The sequence below is a fragment of the Winogradskyella sp. PE311 genome (assembly GCF_046545555.1).
Classification (GTDB): domain Bacteria; phylum Bacteroidota; class Bacteroidia; order Flavobacteriales; family Flavobacteriaceae; genus Winogradskyella.
The window spans coordinates 208,503-225,501 of sequence record NZ_JBHZTH010000004.1; the positions used below are offsets into that span (position 1 = coordinate 208,503).

18 protein-coding genes are annotated in these 16,999 nt (G+C 32.3%); 11 read left to right on the forward strand and 7 right to left on the reverse strand.

Annotated elements, in window-relative coordinates; translation table 11 throughout:
- Positions 1 to 34: 34 nt before the first annotated feature.
- The 3 genes from ACFWU4_RS13580 to ACFWU4_RS13590 are packed head-to-tail and all read left to right on the forward strand — an operon-like array spanning position 35 to position 2,841.
- The gene (locus tag ACFWU4_RS13580; protein ID WP_411128786.1) at positions 35 to 829 is read left to right on the forward strand and encodes a TIGR02757 family protein; all 795 of its coding nucleotides are present in this window, start codon (positions 35 to 37) and stop codon (positions 827 to 829) included.
- A 43-nt stretch (positions 830 to 872) separates the two neighbouring features.
- Complete coding sequence (locus ACFWU4_RS13585; protein WP_411128788.1) at positions 873 to 1,331, forward strand: VOC family protein; 459 nt, start codon at positions 873 to 875, stop codon at positions 1,329 to 1,331.
- A 22-nt stretch (positions 1,332 to 1,353) separates the two neighbouring features.
- Positions 1,354 to 2,841: a S10 family peptidase gene (locus ACFWU4_RS13590; RefSeq protein WP_411128790.1), complete on the forward strand. Its 1,488-nt coding sequence runs from the start codon at positions 1,354 to 1,356 to the stop codon at positions 2,839 to 2,841.
- Positions 2,842 to 2,890: 49 nt separating this feature from the next.
- Here the strand turns inward: ACFWU4_RS13590 and ACFWU4_RS13595 are convergent, their stop codons facing one another.
- A complete protein-coding gene (locus ACFWU4_RS13595) occupies positions 2,891 to 4,783 on the reverse strand; it encodes a peptidase M61 (protein ID WP_411128792.1) in 1,893 nt (630 codons plus the stop codon).
- Between the two features lie 84 nt (positions 4,784 to 4,867).
- Between ACFWU4_RS13595 and ACFWU4_RS13600 the strand changes: the two genes are divergently transcribed.
- From ACFWU4_RS13600 to ACFWU4_RS13620, 5 genes are all read left to right on the forward strand, one after another.
- Complete coding sequence (locus tag ACFWU4_RS13600) at positions 4,868 to 5,875, forward strand: glycosyltransferase family 2 protein (RefSeq protein ID WP_411128794.1); 1,008 nt, start codon at positions 4,868 to 4,870, stop codon at positions 5,873 to 5,875.
- Positions 5,876 to 5,950: 75 nt separating this feature from the next.
- Positions 5,951 to 7,876 (forward strand): BatA domain-containing protein, encoded by a 1,926-nt coding sequence (locus tag ACFWU4_RS13605; protein WP_411128796.1) that lies wholly within the window; start codon positions 5,951 to 5,953, stop codon positions 7,874 to 7,876.
- Entirely contained in the window at positions 7,873 to 9,126 is a 1,254-nt protein-coding gene (locus ACFWU4_RS13610) for a dihydroorotase (protein ID WP_411128798.1), read from the forward strand. Before ACFWU4_RS13605 ends, ACFWU4_RS13610 begins: the two co-directional genes overlap by 4 nt.
- Complete coding sequence (locus tag ACFWU4_RS13615; protein ID WP_411128800.1) at positions 9,126 to 9,458, forward strand: hypothetical protein; 333 nt, start codon at positions 9,126 to 9,128, stop codon at positions 9,456 to 9,458. Before ACFWU4_RS13610 ends, ACFWU4_RS13615 begins: the two co-directional genes overlap by 1 nt.
- Positions 9,459 to 9,460: 2 nt before the next feature.
- The gene (locus tag ACFWU4_RS13620; RefSeq protein WP_411128802.1) at positions 9,461 to 10,105 is read left to right on the forward strand and encodes an alpha/beta hydrolase; all 645 of its coding nucleotides are present in this window, start codon (positions 9,461 to 9,463) and stop codon (positions 10,103 to 10,105) included.
- On the opposite strand, the gene ACFWU4_RS13625 is transcribed toward ACFWU4_RS13620, so the two are convergent.
- Together ACFWU4_RS13625 and ACFWU4_RS13630 are read right to left on the reverse strand one after the other, a co-directional pair.
- Positions 10,102 to 10,608, reverse strand: coding sequence for a hydrolase (locus ACFWU4_RS13625; protein ID WP_411128804.1), 507 nt, complete (start codon positions 10,606 to 10,608; stop codon positions 10,102 to 10,104). The genes ACFWU4_RS13620 and ACFWU4_RS13625 overlap by 4 nt on opposite strands.
- A 3-nt stretch (positions 10,609 to 10,611) precedes the next feature.
- A complete protein-coding gene (locus ACFWU4_RS13630; RefSeq protein WP_411128806.1) occupies positions 10,612 to 11,373 on the reverse strand; it encodes an MBL fold metallo-hydrolase in 762 nt (253 codons plus the stop codon).
- Between the two features lie 90 nt (positions 11,374 to 11,463).
- Between ACFWU4_RS13630 and ACFWU4_RS13635 the strand changes: the two genes are divergently transcribed.
- Positions 11,464 to 12,918, forward strand: a complete 1,455-nt coding sequence (locus ACFWU4_RS13635) for a TonB-dependent receptor (RefSeq protein WP_411128808.1) — start codon at positions 11,464 to 11,466, stop codon at positions 12,916 to 12,918.
- 57 nt (positions 12,919 to 12,975) lie between these two features.
- Here ACFWU4_RS13635 and bcp read toward each other — a convergent pair whose 3' ends face one another.
- Both bcp and ACFWU4_RS13645 read right to left on the reverse strand, forming a co-directional pair.
- Positions 12,976 to 13,431 (reverse strand): thioredoxin-dependent thiol peroxidase, encoded by a 456-nt coding sequence (gene bcp, locus ACFWU4_RS13640; RefSeq protein ID WP_411128809.1) that lies wholly within the window; start codon positions 13,429 to 13,431, stop codon positions 12,976 to 12,978.
- Between the two features lie 61 nt (positions 13,432 to 13,492).
- Positions 13,493 to 14,605, reverse strand: a complete 1,113-nt coding sequence (locus ACFWU4_RS13645) for a glycosyltransferase family 4 protein (RefSeq protein ID WP_411128811.1) — start codon at positions 14,603 to 14,605, stop codon at positions 13,493 to 13,495.
- Between the two features lie 176 nt (positions 14,606 to 14,781).
- Between ACFWU4_RS13645 and ACFWU4_RS13650 the strand changes: the two genes are divergently transcribed.
- Together ACFWU4_RS13650 and ACFWU4_RS13655 are read left to right on the forward strand one after the other, a co-directional pair.
- On the forward strand, positions 14,782 to 15,438 hold the full coding sequence (locus ACFWU4_RS13650) for an endonuclease III domain-containing protein (RefSeq protein WP_411128813.1): 657 nt from the start codon (positions 14,782 to 14,784) through the stop codon (positions 15,436 to 15,438).
- Positions 15,439 to 15,485: 47 nt separating this feature from the next.
- A complete protein-coding gene (locus ACFWU4_RS13655) occupies positions 15,486 to 16,040 on the forward strand; it encodes a hypothetical protein (RefSeq protein WP_411128815.1) in 555 nt (184 codons plus the stop codon).
- Between the two features lie 23 nt (positions 16,041 to 16,063).
- On the opposite strand, the gene ACFWU4_RS13660 is transcribed toward ACFWU4_RS13655, so the two are convergent.
- Together ACFWU4_RS13660 and ACFWU4_RS13665 are read right to left on the reverse strand one after the other, a co-directional pair.
- On the reverse strand, positions 16,064 to 16,207 hold the full coding sequence (locus tag ACFWU4_RS13660; RefSeq protein WP_411128817.1) for a hypothetical protein: 144 nt from the start codon (positions 16,205 to 16,207) through the stop codon (positions 16,064 to 16,066).
- A 57-nt stretch (positions 16,208 to 16,264) separates the two neighbouring features.
- Positions 16,265 to 16,849, reverse strand: coding sequence for an RNA polymerase sigma factor (locus ACFWU4_RS13665; RefSeq protein ID WP_411128819.1), 585 nt, complete (start codon positions 16,847 to 16,849; stop codon positions 16,265 to 16,267).
- Positions 16,850 to 16,999 lie beyond the last annotated feature (150 nt).

Genomic DNA, 16,999 nt, shown 5'->3' on the forward strand with positions numbered 1-16,999 from the left:
GTCTTCTGAATCTAAATATAAGAATTATAACTTAATGTATTTTTGTAAAAAAAGCACATTGAAACTCAAAAAAGAAGAACTAAAAAATTTCCTAGACGAAAAGGTGAGCCTTTACAATAATCCAAAATTTATTGAGAGTGATCCTATACAAATATCACATCAGTTTACTAAAAAAGAAGACATTGAAATTGCTGGGTTTTTAACAGCCACTATTGCTTGGGGCAATCGTAAGAGCATTATAACCAATGCCAAACGGATGATGGATTTATTAGACCAGTCCCCTTTTGAGTTTATTACACAACACCAAGAAGCAGATTTAGATGGTTTTGAAGGTTTTGTACATAGAACATTTAATAGTGACGATTTAAAACAGTTTATAAAAAGTCTCAAGCATATATATAATAACCACAAAGGTTTAGAAGGTGTGTTTTCAAAACATGCTGAGGCAAATTCTTTACAGCAAAGTATTCATCATTTTAAATCGGTGTTTTTTGAGGTGCCACATTTAGAACGTACTAAAAAACATGTGAGTGATCCCTTAAAAAACTCGGCTGCCAAACGTATTAATATGTATTTGCGTTGGATGGTACGTAATGACGCTGCTGGTGTAGATTTTGGTATTTGGAAATCATTAGCACCAGCGCAATTGAGTTGTCCTTTAGATGTGCACTCTGGTAACGTAGCACGCAAACTCGGACTATTAAAACGTAAGCAAAATGATGGTAAAGCCTTAGCAGAATTAGACAAGGCCTTACGTCGTTTAGACCCAAACGACCCTGTAAAATATGATTTTGCTTTATTTGGTTTGGGAGTTTTTGAAGGGTTCTAAAATTGCTTACCTTTAGTTGCTAATGCTAATTATAAATAAGCTTATGATCAACGGACTTTATGAAACACATCTTTTTGTAGAAGACCTTGAGCGCTCTATAGACTTTTATTCTAACGTGCTAGGCTTAGAACTTTGCCGTACTCGCGACGATAGACGTACCGCTTTTTTTTGGATTGGCAAACCCAAACAACAAATGCTAGGTCTTTGGGAAAAACCAAAAGATGAGATTGATATTAGACATTTTGCATTTCAATGCGATGCAGATTGGATACTTAATGACTCCGTTGCCTTCTTAAAAAAGCACAACTTAAACTTCTGGAATTTTCTTAACGATGGTACAGAACGGCCAATGGTATTTGCTTGGATGCCAGCAGTCGCCATTTATTTTAGCGATCCCGATGGTCATGATTTAGAATTTATAGGCCTTTTAGAAGGAGACTCAAAACCAACAAAAACTGTGCTTTCTTATGAAGATTGGCTTGCACAAAAAGACAGTATATAACACCCAACCAAATATTATAAAAATGAAATTTAGATTTGCACTCCTCCTCGTATGCTTTGTAACGCTTAGCTTTTCTCAAGATTTAAAAATCCCAATAGATACGGCATATGTCACTAATAATTCTGTAACTATTAAAGGAAAACAGATTAACTATCGTGCAGAAACAGGTTTTCAACCGGTTTGGGATGCTAATGGAAAAACGATAGCATCCTTGTATTACACGTATTACAAACGTACAAACGCCCCTAAAGGCAACCAACGACCAATTATCTATTCTTTTAATGGTGGACCAGGTTCGGCATCGGTTTGGATGCATATTGCTTACACAGGGCCAAAGATTTTAAAAATCGATGATGAAGGGTATCCTATTCAGCCTTATGGAGTAAAGGATAATCCCAACTCTATTTTAGATGTTGCGGATATCGTATTTATAAATCCAGTAAATACTGGCTTTTCTAGGAAAGTTGCCGATAAAGATGGCAAAATGCCAGATGACAAATTATTCTTTGGTGTTAATGCAGATATTACATATTTAGCCAGTTGGATGAACACATTTACCACGCGCTATAATCGTTGGGAATCTCCAAAATACATAATTGGCGAGAGTTATGGTGGGACACGTGTTATGGGCTTGTCATTAGAACTTCAGAATAGCCAATGGATGTATCTTAATGGTGTTATTATGGTATCTCCTGCAGATTATAAAGTGCTTCGTGTTGGCGGACCATTATCATCGAGTTTAAATTTACCTTATTATACAGCTGCAGCTTGGTATCATAAAATGCTACCTCCTGCCCTTCAGTCTAAAGACTTATTAGATATTTTACCAGAAGCTGAACAATTTGCAGTTAATGATTTAATGCCAGCACTGGCTAAAGGTGGATTTATTACTGATACTGAAAAGAAAGCCATTGCCAAAAAAATGAGTTACTACTCTGGTCTTTCGGAAAAGGTAATTTTACAACAAAATTTAGATGTACCTAATCGGTATTTCTGGAAAGAACTGTTACGTAATAAAACAGGCGAAACTATTGGTCGCCTAGACTCGAGATATATTGGTATCGACAAGGTGGAAACTGGTACAAGTCCAGATTATAGTGCAGAACTCACATCATGGTTACATTCGTTTACACCAGCTATTAATTACTATGTGAAAAATGAATTGGGCTTTCATACCGATGTAAAATACAATGTGTTTGGTAATGTTGGGAATTGGGATAGAACTAACGATAATACTAGAGAAAATCTTAGACAAGCCATGGCGCAAAATCCTTATTTAAAAGTGTTAACACAATCTGGTTATTATGATGGTGCTACGACTTACTTTTCTGCAAAGTATTCGCAATGGCAAATCGACCCAAGCGGAAAGATGAAAGATCGGATGTTCTTTAAAGGCTACAGAAGTGGGCACATGATGTACTTAAGAAACGAAGATTTAATAAAAGCTAATGACGATTTGAGAGATTTTATAAGTAACTCATTGCCAAAGGGTAAATCTGCAAAGTACTAATAAAAAAGGCCTCCGAACTGGAGGCCTTTTTATTCTTATGTCTTACAGACTATCCTTTTAACCAAGCAGCTCTTAACGCTTTTTGCGCATCCGTAGCATTTTCATCTTCTACTAAAGATTCGCTAGTAGCAGTTGCTTTTTCTAATGTTCCTTTTAAAACTTTAGCTTCTCCATTTCTTTCAATGTCTAAGCTATACTCTTGGCCTGCTTGCCATGAGAACATACCACCAATTACTTGTTGGGCATTTTGTAATGTTAAATCTGCACCATTCACTTTTTTGATAATATCATCAGCTTGTACGCCTTGAGACGCCCAAAACGAATTCTTTAATGCCATTGGTGAAAACTTAATCAAACCTTTTTCTTGGTCTGCATCAAAAATGATGTTTTGTCCACCAGCAAAAATATAATTAGTTTCTACTTCAGTTTGTCCTAAAGTTAAACCAGCCATTTTAAAAAACTCATTATAATTAATTGGCACATCACCTTCTACATGTGTGGTTAAAAATTCGCCAATACTAGGATAAGTCATTGCTGTAATTTCTGCAATAATATCGTCATCTACAAATGGTTTTTCTTGTCCGTACTTTGCAGAAAGCTCTTTCATTAATGATAACATACTTCTGTTGCCATCACTTTCGTTTCGCATTAAAATATCGATACACATACCGATTAATGCACCTTTCATATACACGTTAAAGTAGTTAGAAGCATAAGGCTCATCTAATACATTTTCACTCATAATAGTAAAGCTCATAGCATCATCCATATTCTTAGATCGTGCAATTTTTTGCATTACAGTATTATAAAATGTGTTTGGCTCTACCAAACCTTCATACACCTGAAAGTGCTGAGCAAAGTATTCTGTTACCCCTTCATACATCCAAAGGTGTTTAGAAAATGTAGGCTTGTTATAATCGAAATAATGTACATCTTCAGAGTGTACTGAAAGTGGAGTTACAATATGAAAAAATTCATGTGCAACAACATCAACAATAGAAGAAGCTAAACCTTCTTTACTAGAAGACTCAGGTAATACGACTACTGTAGATGTATGATGTTCTAAAGCTCCCATTCCTTTTGGCGCTGTATCAGTTCCATCAGATAGGTATAAGTATATATCGTATCGTGCTGTACTATTTACGTCTCCTAAATATTCTTTCTGAGCTTGCATCATTTTAAATACTGTCTCTTTTTGGCTAGCTGCAGTATGTACTTTGTTCGGCGAATATACGCTTAGTACAATTTTAATATCACCAACCATAAACTCTTCAACATCTAACTTACCATACATCATTGGGTTATCTGTAATATCAAAATAACGTTGTGCAAAATAGCTACTTGTAATCGACTTGCCATCTGGGCTCGATTTCATTCCTTTATCTTCTAATGCAGAAGTTCTAATGAATGTTGCTGGTGCAGTTACATCTAGCGCATATTGATTATTCTTTAGTGAATCGAAATACCCAATAAAACCATGTAAATTTAATACGTAGTTGTCTTCTTCAATATTAGTACCAGCAGGCGAAAACGGCTGCTCACCTCCAATACCTCCATTCGTTTCAATATCGAAAGTATCGTTTACATAATATGTGATTTTATCTAATTTTGTAGCATCTGCAATGGTCCATGTATTGGTATCTACATTATTGATAGTTAGCTCATTGCCGTCGTAATCTAAAGCTTTTATATCATCTATATATTTCCCGAAATCACTTACAGAATACGTACCTTGTACAACTCTTGGTAATCTATATGTTACAGTTTCTGTTGTAAAACGACCAGGATTAATAACAACAGGTACTTTATCATCTACGACTGCTGTAAGATCTAATGATGTTTCAATTGGATTGTTTGCTGCAGAATCATCTACTTTTGGTTTAGCAGATCCGCAACCTACTATGATTAAACTTAAACCAAGGATGGCAATGTAATTTTTCATGTTAAAAGTTTTAATTTTTTCTTTGACGCACAAAACTACAACCTGTTACCACTTAAAATCTAAATGTTTTGTTAAATTCGTGCTATGTCTCAAGCAATAATAAGCATTTTAATTCCATTTAAGAATACCGAAGCCTTTATTGCTGAATGTATTTCTTCTATAAGGAATCAATCCTATACTAATTGGGAAGCTATATTTGTAGATGATAGTTCTACAGATTCGTCCTTGGACATTGTTCAATCTTATGCCGAGCAAGACGATAGAATAAAGCTCTATAAAAATAATGGACATGGCATAATTGAAGCTCTAAGAACGGGTTTTGATGCGTCTAAAGGTAGTTACATTACTAGGATGGATAGTGATGATATTATGGCTAATAATCGCAACGAAGTACTTCTTAATAACTTAATAACGCATGGTAAAAATCATGTTGCTGTCGGACAAGTTAAATACTTTAGAGCAGACGGTGTGAGTGACGGCTATGCAAGATATGAGCGTTGGATAAATAAACTCACAGCTACAGGAACTAATTATTCTGAAATTTATAAAGAGTGTGTAATCCCTTCACCTTGTTGGATGTTGCACAGAGACGATTTTATTGCCTGCGGAGGCTTTAATCCAAGCCGTTATCCAGAGGACTATGATCTCACGTTTCGTTATTATAGAGCAAATTATAAATGTATTCCTTGCGACAAAGTCTTATTGCATTGGAGGGATTATAGTACAAGAACATCTAGAACTCACGAGCATTATGCCATTAACTACTTTTTAGACATTAAAGTTCATTATTTTTTAGAACTAGACCATGATGTCAATCGTCCCTTAACTGTTTGGGGTGCAGGAAAAAAAGGAAAAACTGTTGCTAAATTATTATTAGAACAAAACGTTCCCTTCTTTTGGATTTGCGACAACATAAAAAAAATTGGGAAACATATATATGACCAAGAACTTTATAGTTTTGATTACCTAGCAGAGCTAAAGGAACCTCAAAGTATTGTTACTGTTGCAAACGCAGAAGAACAAGAAGATATAAGACAGTACTTTAATACACATTATATGAAATCTATAACCGATTATTTCTTTTTCTGTTAAATTTCTCAAAACCGAAATACTGTTATCGTTATTCATTTTCTATATTTGACTAAATAATAATCCTACACTACAGGAATGCAGTTTAAAAATCCAGAATTACTTTACGCTTTATTTTTACTTTTTATTCCTATTCTTATTCACCTATTTCAACTACGAAAATTTCAGAAAGTACAGTTTACTAACGTTAAATTTTTAAAAAAAGTAAAATTACAAACGCGTAAAAGTTCTCAATTAAAAAAATGGCTAACACTCTTGTCTCGAATGTTGTTATTAGCTTCTATTATTGTAGCATTTGCACAGCCATTTATACCTCATACAGACGATTTTAATGAAACACAAGAGACTGTAATTTATCTCGATAATTCATACAGTATGGAGGCAACTGGGAAAAATGGCTCGCTCTTAAATGAATCTATTCAGGATATAATTGGAACGCTTCCTGAGGATGCGTCATTAAGCCTATTTACCAATGATAAAACGTTTAGAAACACAACGTTAAAAGCGCTTAGAAATGAATTAATTCAGTTGCCATTTTCAACAACACAACTCAGCTATGATGCGGCTTACCTTAAAGGCAAACAACTATTTTTACAAGAAAATAATTCTACAAAAAACTTAGTTTTAGCCTCTGATTTTCAGCAAAAAAATGGACCTTTAGTTTTTGAAAACGATAGTACTTTAAAGCTTAAATTGGTGCAACCGAAATCCTCCTTGGTTTCCAACGTCAGTATCGATAGCTTATATGCCTCTAATATTACAGCCGAAACCATTGATTTAGTTGTTAATTTAACAAATGAAGGTGCCGCAATTGAAAATGTAACGATTTCATTATTTAATAATGATGAACTTTTAGCAAAAAGCGCGGTGGATATTAACGAAAAATCAGAAACCACGTTTACAATTACCAATAATTTAGTTGTTAATGGTAAATTAATTATTGAAGATTCTGGTTTACAATATGACAATACTTTCTACTTTAATATTAACTCAAAACCTAAAATTAAGGTATTAAGCATTAATCAAAATACGAATGATGGTTTTTTAAAACGCATCTATACAGAAGACGAATTTGAGTATAAGTCTTACACATTTGATGCACTAAATTTTAATTTAATACCAGATCAAAATTTAATAATTTTAAATGAAATTGATATTATTTCTACAGCACTACAAGAAGCATTAAAGGCTTTTAAAAACAACGGAGGTTATGTTTTAATAATACCGTCAAGTAAATTATCCTTAAATACATATAATCAATTATTTAAAGATTTTAAAATTTCGCCATTAACTTCTAAGAACACTACCGATAAACGCATTACATCTATTAACTATAATCATCCATTATTGGCTAATGCATTTTACTCTAAAGTATCTAATTTTCAGTACCCAAAAGTCGAGACTTCATTTCGATTTGCTTCAAAATCTAATAGTGTATTATCTTATGAAGATGGTAGTACATTTTTAACTGGTATCGATGGTTTATTTGCTTTTTCATCAGCATTAAACTCTACTAATTCTAACTTTAAGAATTCCCCATTAATAGTTCCTGTTTTATATAATGTTGGTAAGCAGAGCTTAAAACTGTCTCAGCTTTATTACACAATTGGCCAACCCAATACAATAGCAATTAATGCTGTTTTGGGACAGGATGACATTTTAACCTTATCTTCTGAAGAATCTTCAGTAATTCCATTACAAAAAACATTCAGTAAATCTGTCGTTTTAGAAACGGAAAGTTATCCCAATAAAGCAGGTATTCTTAAGGTGAAAAATAAAGATCAAGTCCTTCAAAATTTAAGCTTTAATTATAATCGTTCAGAAAGTGCGCTTAGCTACTACGATTTACAAACAACCAATGCCGAAATACTTAATAACAGTTTAGCCTCCACGATTAATGATATAAAAAGTAGTTCAAATATTAATGCACTATGGAAATGGTTTGTTATTTTTGCCCTAGTATTTTTAATTATAGAAATATTATTATTAAAATATCTTAAATGAACGCACTCATAAAATCTGCAACCATCGTTGATTCTAAAAGTGATTTTCACAATGAAACGGTTGATATTTTAATTGAAAAAGGTCGCATTGCCGAGATTTCCAAGAACATTTCAAACTCAAACAATTACAAAGAAATAAAATTAGACAATCTTCATATATCACAAGGTTGGTTTGATAGCAGTGTTTCTTTTGGTGAACCTGGATATGAAGAACGTGAAACTATCAGTAATGGTTTAATGACTGCTGCCCAATCTGGTTTTACAGCTGTAGCTCTAAACCCTAATTCAAATCCAGTAATTGATAGCTACGCAGATATTACATTTGTAAAATCTAAAGCTCAAAATTGTGCGACTAGCTTATACCCTATTGGAGCTTTAACAAAACTCAGCGATGGGATAGAATTAGGCGAATTGTTTGATATGACCAATGCAGGTGCTGTGGCATTCTACGATTACCAAAAACCAATCTCTAATCCTAATCTTATGAAAATTGCGATGCAATATGTAAGTAGTTTTGATGGCTTGGTTTGCTCATTTCCACAAGAATCTAAGATTTCTGGTGCTGGTGTTGTTAATGAGCATATAAATAGCACAAGGTTAGGTCTTAAAGGTAATCCTGCTCTGGCAGAAGCGCTGCAAGTTGCAAGAGATTTGTTTCTGTTAAATTATACAAAAGGCAAATTACACATACCAACAATATCTACAGCAAAGTCTGTAGAACTTATTAGAGATGCAAAAGCAAATAAACTAAATGTTACTTGTAGCGTAGCTATTCATAATTTAATCCTTACAGATACTAATTTAGAAGGTTTTGATACAAGATTTAAAGTATTACCACCACTTAGAACGCAAAAAGACTGTGATGCATTAATAGAAGGTTTAAAAGATGGTACTATTGATATGGTTACAACAGACCATAATCCAATTGACATAGAAGATAAGAAAATAGAATTCGATTATGCTAAATACGGAACTATAGGCCTGGAATCAGCATTTGGAGCACTTCAAACTATTTTTACAACAAAGAAAACAATAGGTCTTTTAACCCAAGGTAAAGAAAGGTTTAAAGTTTCGAGCTCTGTTTTAAGCGAAGGTGAAATTGCTAATTTAACTTTATTTAATCCCGATACTAATTATACATTCGACAAATCACATATAACTTCAAGATCTAAAAACAGTGCCTTTTTAGGATTAAAATTAAAAGGTTTGACTTATGGAGTTATTGCCAATAACAAAATCACATTAAAATAATGAACCAGAATACTGTGGACGAGGGCAAAACGCTAGGTTTAGTTGCCTATTTAACTTTATTTGGAACCTTAATAGCTTTTTTTATGAATAATGATAAAAAGAATCCTTTCACTTCATTTCATATTAGACAAGCCTTAGGTTTAGGCCTTTTATACATTATGATTGGTTATGTTGTAAGTAGTTTAGACAGTATGATGGTTAGTATGTCGTTTTGGATATTTTTTTCGGTCCTTTATTTATATGGAATTTATGGAGCCATTACTGGTAAATTGAATATTATACCTATAGTTGGTCGTGTTTTTCAAAATGTATTTAAATCTATAGGGCAGTAAAAATGAATGATTTACATTATATCACTCGACCATCTTCATTACAAGAAAATGCACCATTATTGATTATGTGCCATGGATATGGGAGCGACGAGAATGATTTATTTTCTTTTGCAGCTGAACTTCCCGATGACTTATTTATCATCTCAGTAAGAGCACCATACCCAATGCAACCTTACGGAAATGCTTGGTACGCTATAAATTTTGATGCGGAAAAAGGAAAATGGAATGACAACATACAAGCAAAACAATCTGTAGATAAGATTTCTGCTTTTATAGATTATGCTTGTAATACGTATAATGTAGACTCAAAAAACGTTACACTTTTAGGATTTAGCCAAGGAACAATTTTAAGTTATGCAGTAGCATTGAATTACCCACACAAAGTAAAAAATATTGTTGCTTTAAGTGGTTATATCCATAAAGATATTTTACCTCATACTATTGAGGACAATAAAGTAGAACATCTCAACTTCTTTTGTTCTCACGGATCAATGGATCAAGTTATACCTGTTGATTGGGCAAGAAAAAACCCTGAGTTCTTAGAGGAATTAGATATTAATCACGTTTATAAAGAATATCCTGTAGGACATGGTGTTGCGCCACAAAATTTCTATGATTTTAAAACGTGGTTAGAGCAATATATCTAATTAAATCTTGGATACATGAAGTATTCTACTAATTTATATTTTAAGTCATTATTTTCGTCAATATCATAGGTTACGAAAATTTCTCCCCAATGCACTCCGTCCGTAAAATTTGCAGCAATCCATTTATGATTTAATATTCTTACTTTATTAATCAATATCTTAGAGTCTGTCATTGAAACAAAAGGCACAATTGGGTGATCATCACCTTCATAATTATTCATATTATATAAACCTTCTTTAATTGCAAGTATAAGTTTATCCGTGTCATACCCTTGCTCCACAAAATAATCTAAAGCATTATCATTTCGATCTATATTAAAGTAATTCAAATCAAAATTTTCTTCTTCTAGAGTGGCAATAGCCTTTTCTTGTTCAGCCATTATAACTTTATACTTCTTAATATCTACCTCGTACTTATCTAGTATACTTTTTGAATTAACATATAAAAAAATAGTCAGTAAAACTGAAAAAATAAACAAGTACATAAAAATTCTACTCTTCATATCTTAAATGGTGATTTGTAAATTATCGTATGCTAAAAAAACGTTGTTTGGTAATTTTTGTTGTACTTCATCATGAAACCCTAAATGGTGACTTATATGTGTTAAATAAGCACGCTTAGGCGCAACTAATTCTATAAATGATAGAGCCTCCTCAAGATTAAAATGAGATATATGAGGTTCTTCTCTTAAGGCATTAATAACTAAAACATCTAAGTTATGTAATTTCTCAACTTCAGAGGCATTAATAGTTTTCATGTCCGTTAGGTAAGCGAAATCTTTAAATCTATAACCAAAAACTTGAAGCTTATAATGTAATCCATCTATTGGAACCACCTCTATGTTTCCAGCAGTAAAAGGCTGATTCTTAACTTCATATTGAGTTACACTTGGTACTCCAGGGTATTTTGCCTTTGTTGTAAATATATAGTCAAATCGTTTTTGTAAAGCCCTAAAGACTCGCTGATGTGCATATAAATCAATATCACCTTGTCTAAAGAAAAAAGGTCTAATATCGTCTAGTCCCATAGTATGGTCTGCATGCTCGTGTGTAAAAATAATTCCATCAATTTTAGAGACTTTAGCACGTAGCATTTGCTGTCTAAAATCTGGTCCGCAGTCCACCACAAAACTATAATCATCCCACTCTACAAGAATGGACACTCTAAGCCTTTTATCTTTAGGATTATCACTTAAACATACAGGATGACTACTTCCTATAATTGGAATTCCTTGTGAAGTTCCGGTGCCTAAAAAAGTTACTTTCAATAGTGTTAAGTTTAAAACAAAAATAAGCTTATTTTTTTGTTTGCCATGGTAAATTGATACCTTTACAGCAAAGATGTAAACCCATACTCTATGAAGGACATAACGTATACAGGCGACACGGAATTTGAAAATATTCCATCACTAAAAGACAAAGCCTTACGTATTAATCTTAACAAAGATATTTACGGCACATTTGCCGAAATTGGTGCAGGACAAGAAACCGTGCGCCAATTTTTTAGAGCAGGTGGTGCATCTGGTACTATTGCTAAAGCGATGTCTGCTTATGATAAAGATTTTAGTGACGCTATTTATGGTATTGAAGATGATAAGCGCTATGTTACCGAAGCTAGACTTAGAAAGATGTTAAATCATGAAGTTGGTTTGATGGAGCAACGTATAACAAGAGACAATAATCCTAATAAAATTTTCTTCTCTTATGCAAACACTGTAGCTACTATTGATTTTGCAAAGAAATATAAGGGTCATGGTTGGGTTGGCATTAAATATCAAGTTGGACCAGATGAAGCGTATAACGACATTGTACTTCATATACGTTTTAAAGAAACTGATGCCAGGTTACAACAAGAAACATTAGGTAAATTAGGAACAAACTTAATTTATGGTGCTTTTTACAAATACAATCAGCCACGTAAGTTATTACGCTATCTATATGACCATTTAGATAAAGATCAATTAGAAATTGACACTATTAATTTCTCAGGTCCAGTCTTTAAGGATGTAGATAATCGCCTTATGAGTCTGCAATTGGTGAAAAACAATATGACTGATGCCGTAATGTTTGCGCCAGATGGTAATAATGTCTTACCTGCTCGCGTATTATATAAAAAGAACATTTTAACGCTAAGAGGTAGCTTTAGACCAGTAACAAAGGTGAATATGGACATGTTTGAGAAATCATACGAAATGTTCATAAAGGAAAATAAAGTAGATAAAGAGAAAACTCAAGTTATTTTTGAAATAACTCTATCTAATTTAAGAGCTGAAGGAAAGATTGATGAGCAAGATTTTATGGATCGTGCGAAACTACTATGCTCTCTAGGCCAGACGGTATTAATTTCTAACTTTCAAGAGTATTATAAACTCGTTGAATACTTCTCACAATACTCAAGAGCGCGCATGGGATTAGCCATGGGTGTAAATAATTTAGTAGATATATTCGACGAGAAATATTATCGTCATTTAAGTGGTGGTATTCTAGAAGCATTCGGAAAGTTATTTTACAAAGACTTACGTGTTTATTTATATCCAATGCAAAATAAAGACGGAAGCCTCACTAATAGTGAGAATTTGAAAGTTCACCCACGTATGAAAGAACTTTACAAGTTCTTTAAATACAACGGAAAGGTTGTAGATATAACAGATTTTGATGCGTCTAACTTATCTGTTTTCTCCAGAACTGTACTAAAAATGATTGCAAATGGTGATGATGGATGGGAAGCCATGTTACCAGAAGGTGTTGCACGCTTAATAAAAGAAAAATGTTTATTTGGATGTGAGGCAGAAGAGGTCATGCATAAAAACTAAATCTTAATACAAATAAAAAAGCGACCATTTGGTCGCTTTTTTTATAACATATAGTTGCTAATCAATTAAAATTTGATCCGTATGTGCTTTTGTCTTTACTTTTAAAATAACGTCTTCTAAAATACCATTTTCATCTATAACAAATGTTGTTCTATGGATACCATCATATTCTTTTCCCATAAATTTCTTAGGTCCCCATACACCAAAAGCTTCAATTACAGATTTGTCCTCATCTGCCAATAACGGATATTGAAATCCGTACTTATTTTTAAAATTAGCTTGACGCTTCGCGCTATCTGCACTAACACCTAAAATATCATAACCATTAGATTTAAAACGATCATAATTATCATTTAAATTACAAGCTTCCGCTGTACAACCTGGAGTGCTGGCTTTTGGATAAAAGAAGATTACTAACTTTTTTCCTTTATAATCTTCTAACGTAATTGTTTTACCGTCTTGATCTTCTGATGTGAAATTTGGTGCTTTATCGCCTACCTTTAAATGCGTCATTTTGAAAAATCTTTGTTTTAAGTAAAGATACAATTAGATTTAAGCAATTAAAGAAATTAATCTATTCTTTCATTAATTCTTCGAATAAATGTTTCCATTTAGACATTATATTTTCCATAGAGTACCTTTGAATATTATTCTGTGCATTTTGGCCATATCTAAATCTAATATCTTCATTATCGATTAAATAATTTAATGATTCTGAGAGCTTATCTATGTTATTTTGAGGAACAATTATACCATCTTCTGAATCAGTAATTAAATCACGTGGTCCATAATTACAGTCGAAAGATACCACTGGTAAGCCAAAAGACATAGCTTCTATTATTACTAAAGGAAGCCCTTCTAATATTGAACTACAAACTAATATTGAAGACTCTAAGTATAACTTCGAGACATCGTTAGTATATTCTTTAAAAATGACTTTATTCAATATACCTAAATCCTTAGCTATTTTTTTTAGATCAATTCCATGAGTTTTTTTACCAACAATATTTAGAGTCCAATCAGGGTTTTTATCTAAGACTTTAGCCCAAGCCAACAAAAGCATGTCAAATCCCTTAACAGGGTCATGCCTCCCTACTGCCAACACAGTCTTTTCTTTTAAAATAGCTCTTTGACCTTTGGTATCAATAGTAGTCGGATTTCCTATAACCTCTATATTATTTAGTCTCTTCCAATCATTCTTATGTGAATTTGAAAGGAGAACAAACCTATCATATCCTTTACCTGCATATTTAATTAAAATTTTCTTTATAGTATTGAGAAATTTTATTTTAATAGTATTTCTTCTTCTATCAAGATTTATAGTATTTGCATTATGCCTTTGATATACAGTTTTGTATCGAGAATTAATGAAGATAGGAATATATAAACTGAAAATATCATTATCGCATACGACAACAATATCTGGTTCAATTTTATTCAATATTTGGTTTAACCCCTTGGCTTTTTGATATAAATTTTTACATCCTTTACTTTTTAAGTTTAGGTAGTATCTATTTATATTACTATTAATTGGGTAAAATCCGTCAGAGTTATCTTCATTTTGATCTAATAAAATCAAATCAATTTCATAATCAAAATATTCTAAGAAATAGTTAGTTTGTATACTAACCATGCGTTCAAGACCACTTGTTCCATTAATGGAATTCGTTACATAAGCTAATTTCATTTAATTCTAATTGGTTAGTCTAATAGAATTTCTATTAATATTAATATTATACTCTGCTATTAATCAAGTATAGCTATTTAATAGTTAAAATTATTTACAATTCATTTTGTTTTAGGGGAAAATGTAAAGTAGTTACTTATCTAATGTTGTAAATTTACTATTTTAATTTTAATAAGATGAAAAAACTCGATAAAGTACAATTTATAATTAATTCATTAAGAGAATTGTATCCAACAATTCCTATACCCTTAGAACATAAAGACCCATATACTTTATTAATTGCAGTGCTAATGTCGGCACAAAGTACCGATGTCCGAGTCAATCAAATTACACCGTTATTATTTGCGCGTGCCGATAACCCTTATGATATGATTAAGATGAGTATTGAAGAGATTAGAGAAATTATAAAGCCTGTTGGATTATCTCCAATGAAAAGTAAAGGCATACATGGATTATCTCATATTTTAATAGATAAACACAATGGCCAAGTTCCTAAAACATATAAGGATTTGGAAGAGCTCCCTGCTGTAGGCCATAAGACTGCTGCAGTCGTTCTATCTCAAGCTTTTGGGATTCCTGCATTTCCTGTAGATACGCATATTCATCGTTTAATGTATCGTTGGAATTTAACCAACGGTAAAAACGTTGTACAAACCGAAAAAGATGCCAAGCGTTTGTTTCCAAAGGAGCTTTGGAACGATTTGCATCTTCAAATTATCTGGTATGGACGTGAGTACTCACCAGCTCGTGGATGGAATTTAGACAAGGATATTATCACCAAAACCATAGGTAGAAAATCTGTTTTGGATGATTACTATAAAAAGAAAAAATAAGGAGTTCTGGAATAGTTCTTGTTATTTAATAAAGAAACTATTTAACTATGAAAACTAGAGTTACTGCTGTATTAATACTATTGTTAATTACATCTTGTGTTCCTTATAAAATAGCTCCAAAATTTAAAAAAGAGGGTTACAAAGTAGTTAAGGCTAAAAAGTTTAAACGTAAACTACCTAACGAGACGTCTTTTATCTTTAAAGACCCAAAAGATGCTGATGAATTTTACAATTATATTGACACAAAATATCAACTTAATGGTCTAAACGTAGATAGTCAAGTTGAATTTAATCTAGACGGGAACAATTATTATTTGTCTTATTCAGAAACTGAAATAGAAGACAAGGCACTTAATTTGCCATTAATTGTTGTTGATGCCAAACGTGAACAAAACGGCAATGACCCTCTCTTTTCCAAATCACATGTTTTAAGAGAAGGTCACTGGTATTTGATTCTTACGGTTTACGATGACAACATAAAAAATTGCTTGTCTGAAAATTATCCCAACAAACCTAAGATAATTCAATATCTAAAAAAATTAAAACAAGAATATATAACAACTCATAATTATGAGGAACTATTATTCGAAAAAAAATCCTGATGCTTTTACATCAGGATTTTTTATCAATTTAGAAGTGCTTCAAACTTCAATTTATTATAATTTATAACACTTAAAGCCTTTGAATAATTCAACAGGAAACTTATAGTTTCATCTTTTGGTTTTAGGTTATCATTTTTTGGGGAAGCGTTAGAGTAAATTTTTTCCATTTTAATAATTTAGAAGTTATTATATACGGAAAACGCAACTTAAAACACTTTATTGTATTAATTTGTTAAAACAATGTTGTTTTGTTCAATTACTTTACGCATGTTAATTAGCGCATAACGCATTCTTCCTAATGCCGTATTTATACTTACTCCCGTACGTTCCGAAATTTCTTTAAAGCTCATATCTTGGTACATACGCATTAGTAACACTTGCTTTTGATCTTCTGGCAGCTCTTCAATAATGCGTCTTACATCAGATTCTACTTGATCTTTAATCATGCTTTTTTCTGCATTAAGGCTAGAATCACTTAATACTGAAAATATACTAAACTCGCCTGTATTATCAAATTTAGGCATACGGCTATTTTTTCTAAAATGATCTATAACTAGGTTATGCGCTATACGCATTACCCAAGGTAAAAATTTACCTTCTTCATTATACTTACCTCTTTTCAATGTTCTAATAACCTTAATAAAAGTATCTTGGAATACATCCTCTGTGATGTCTCTATCATATACTTTAGAATAAATAAAACTGTAAATTTTCTGTTTGTGCCTCTGTATTAGCATTGCTAATGCATTCTCGTCACCTTTAATGTAGTTGCTAACCAACTCTGCGTCTTGGATAAGTTCTTTTTTCATAATAATACTCTTAGTCGCCAGAACAATAGTTCTTAGCTTGGGGTTTATAGCTTTTCTAAAAGTAATATTATACGATACGCAGAATTTTTTTATGATTATAATGACAATATAACAACAATCATTCCGAAAAAACAAAGAAAACTAGTAAAA

What these genes read in the sequence shown, in the direction of transcription:
- ACFWU4_RS13580 (WP_411128786.1), top strand. Translation starts at nt 35, where the DNA reads ATGTATTTTTGTAAAAAAAGCACATTGAAACTCAAAAAAGAAGAACTA.
- ACFWU4_RS13585 (WP_411128788.1), top strand. Translation starts at nt 873, where the DNA reads ATGATCAACGGACTTTATGAAACACATCTTTTTGTAGAAGACCTTGAG.
- ACFWU4_RS13590 (WP_411128790.1), top strand. Translation starts at nt 1,354, where the DNA reads ATGAAATTTAGATTTGCACTCCTCCTCGTATGCTTTGTAACGCTTAGC.
- ACFWU4_RS13595 (WP_411128792.1), bottom strand. Translation starts at nt 4,783, where the DNA reads ATGAAAAATTACATTGCCATCCTTGGTTTAAGTTTAATCATAGTAGGT.
- ACFWU4_RS13600 (WP_411128794.1), top strand. Translation starts at nt 4,868, where the DNA reads ATGTCTCAAGCAATAATAAGCATTTTAATTCCATTTAAGAATACCGAA.
- ACFWU4_RS13605 (WP_411128796.1), top strand. Translation starts at nt 5,951, where the DNA reads ATGCAGTTTAAAAATCCAGAATTACTTTACGCTTTATTTTTACTTTTT.
- ACFWU4_RS13610 (WP_411128798.1), top strand. Translation starts at nt 7,873, where the DNA reads ATGAACGCACTCATAAAATCTGCAACCATCGTTGATTCTAAAAGTGAT.
- ACFWU4_RS13615 (WP_411128800.1), top strand. Translation starts at nt 9,126, where the DNA reads ATGAACCAGAATACTGTGGACGAGGGCAAAACGCTAGGTTTAGTTGCC.
- ACFWU4_RS13620 (WP_411128802.1), top strand. Translation starts at nt 9,461, where the DNA reads ATGAATGATTTACATTATATCACTCGACCATCTTCATTACAAGAAAAT.
- ACFWU4_RS13625 (WP_411128804.1), bottom strand. Translation starts at nt 10,608, where the DNA reads ATGAAGAGTAGAATTTTTATGTACTTGTTTATTTTTTCAGTTTTACTG.
- ACFWU4_RS13635 (WP_411128808.1), top strand. Translation starts at nt 11,464, where the DNA reads ATGAAGGACATAACGTATACAGGCGACACGGAATTTGAAAATATTCCA.
- bcp (WP_411128809.1), bottom strand. Translation starts at nt 13,431, where the DNA reads ATGACGCATTTAAAGGTAGGCGATAAAGCACCAAATTTCACATCAGAA.
- ACFWU4_RS13645 (WP_411128811.1), bottom strand. Translation starts at nt 14,605, where the DNA reads ATGAAATTAGCTTATGTAACGAATTCCATTAATGGAACAAGTGGTCTT.
- ACFWU4_RS13650 (WP_411128813.1), top strand. Translation starts at nt 14,782, where the DNA reads ATGAAAAAACTCGATAAAGTACAATTTATAATTAATTCATTAAGAGAA.
- ACFWU4_RS13655 (WP_411128815.1), top strand. Translation starts at nt 15,486, where the DNA reads ATGAAAACTAGAGTTACTGCTGTATTAATACTATTGTTAATTACATCT.
- ACFWU4_RS13660 (WP_411128817.1), bottom strand. Translation starts at nt 16,207, where the DNA reads ATGGAAAAAATTTACTCTAACGCTTCCCCAAAAAATGATAACCTAAAA.
- ACFWU4_RS13665 (WP_411128819.1), bottom strand. Translation starts at nt 16,849, where the DNA reads ATGAAAAAAGAACTTATCCAAGACGCAGAGTTGGTTAGCAACTACATT.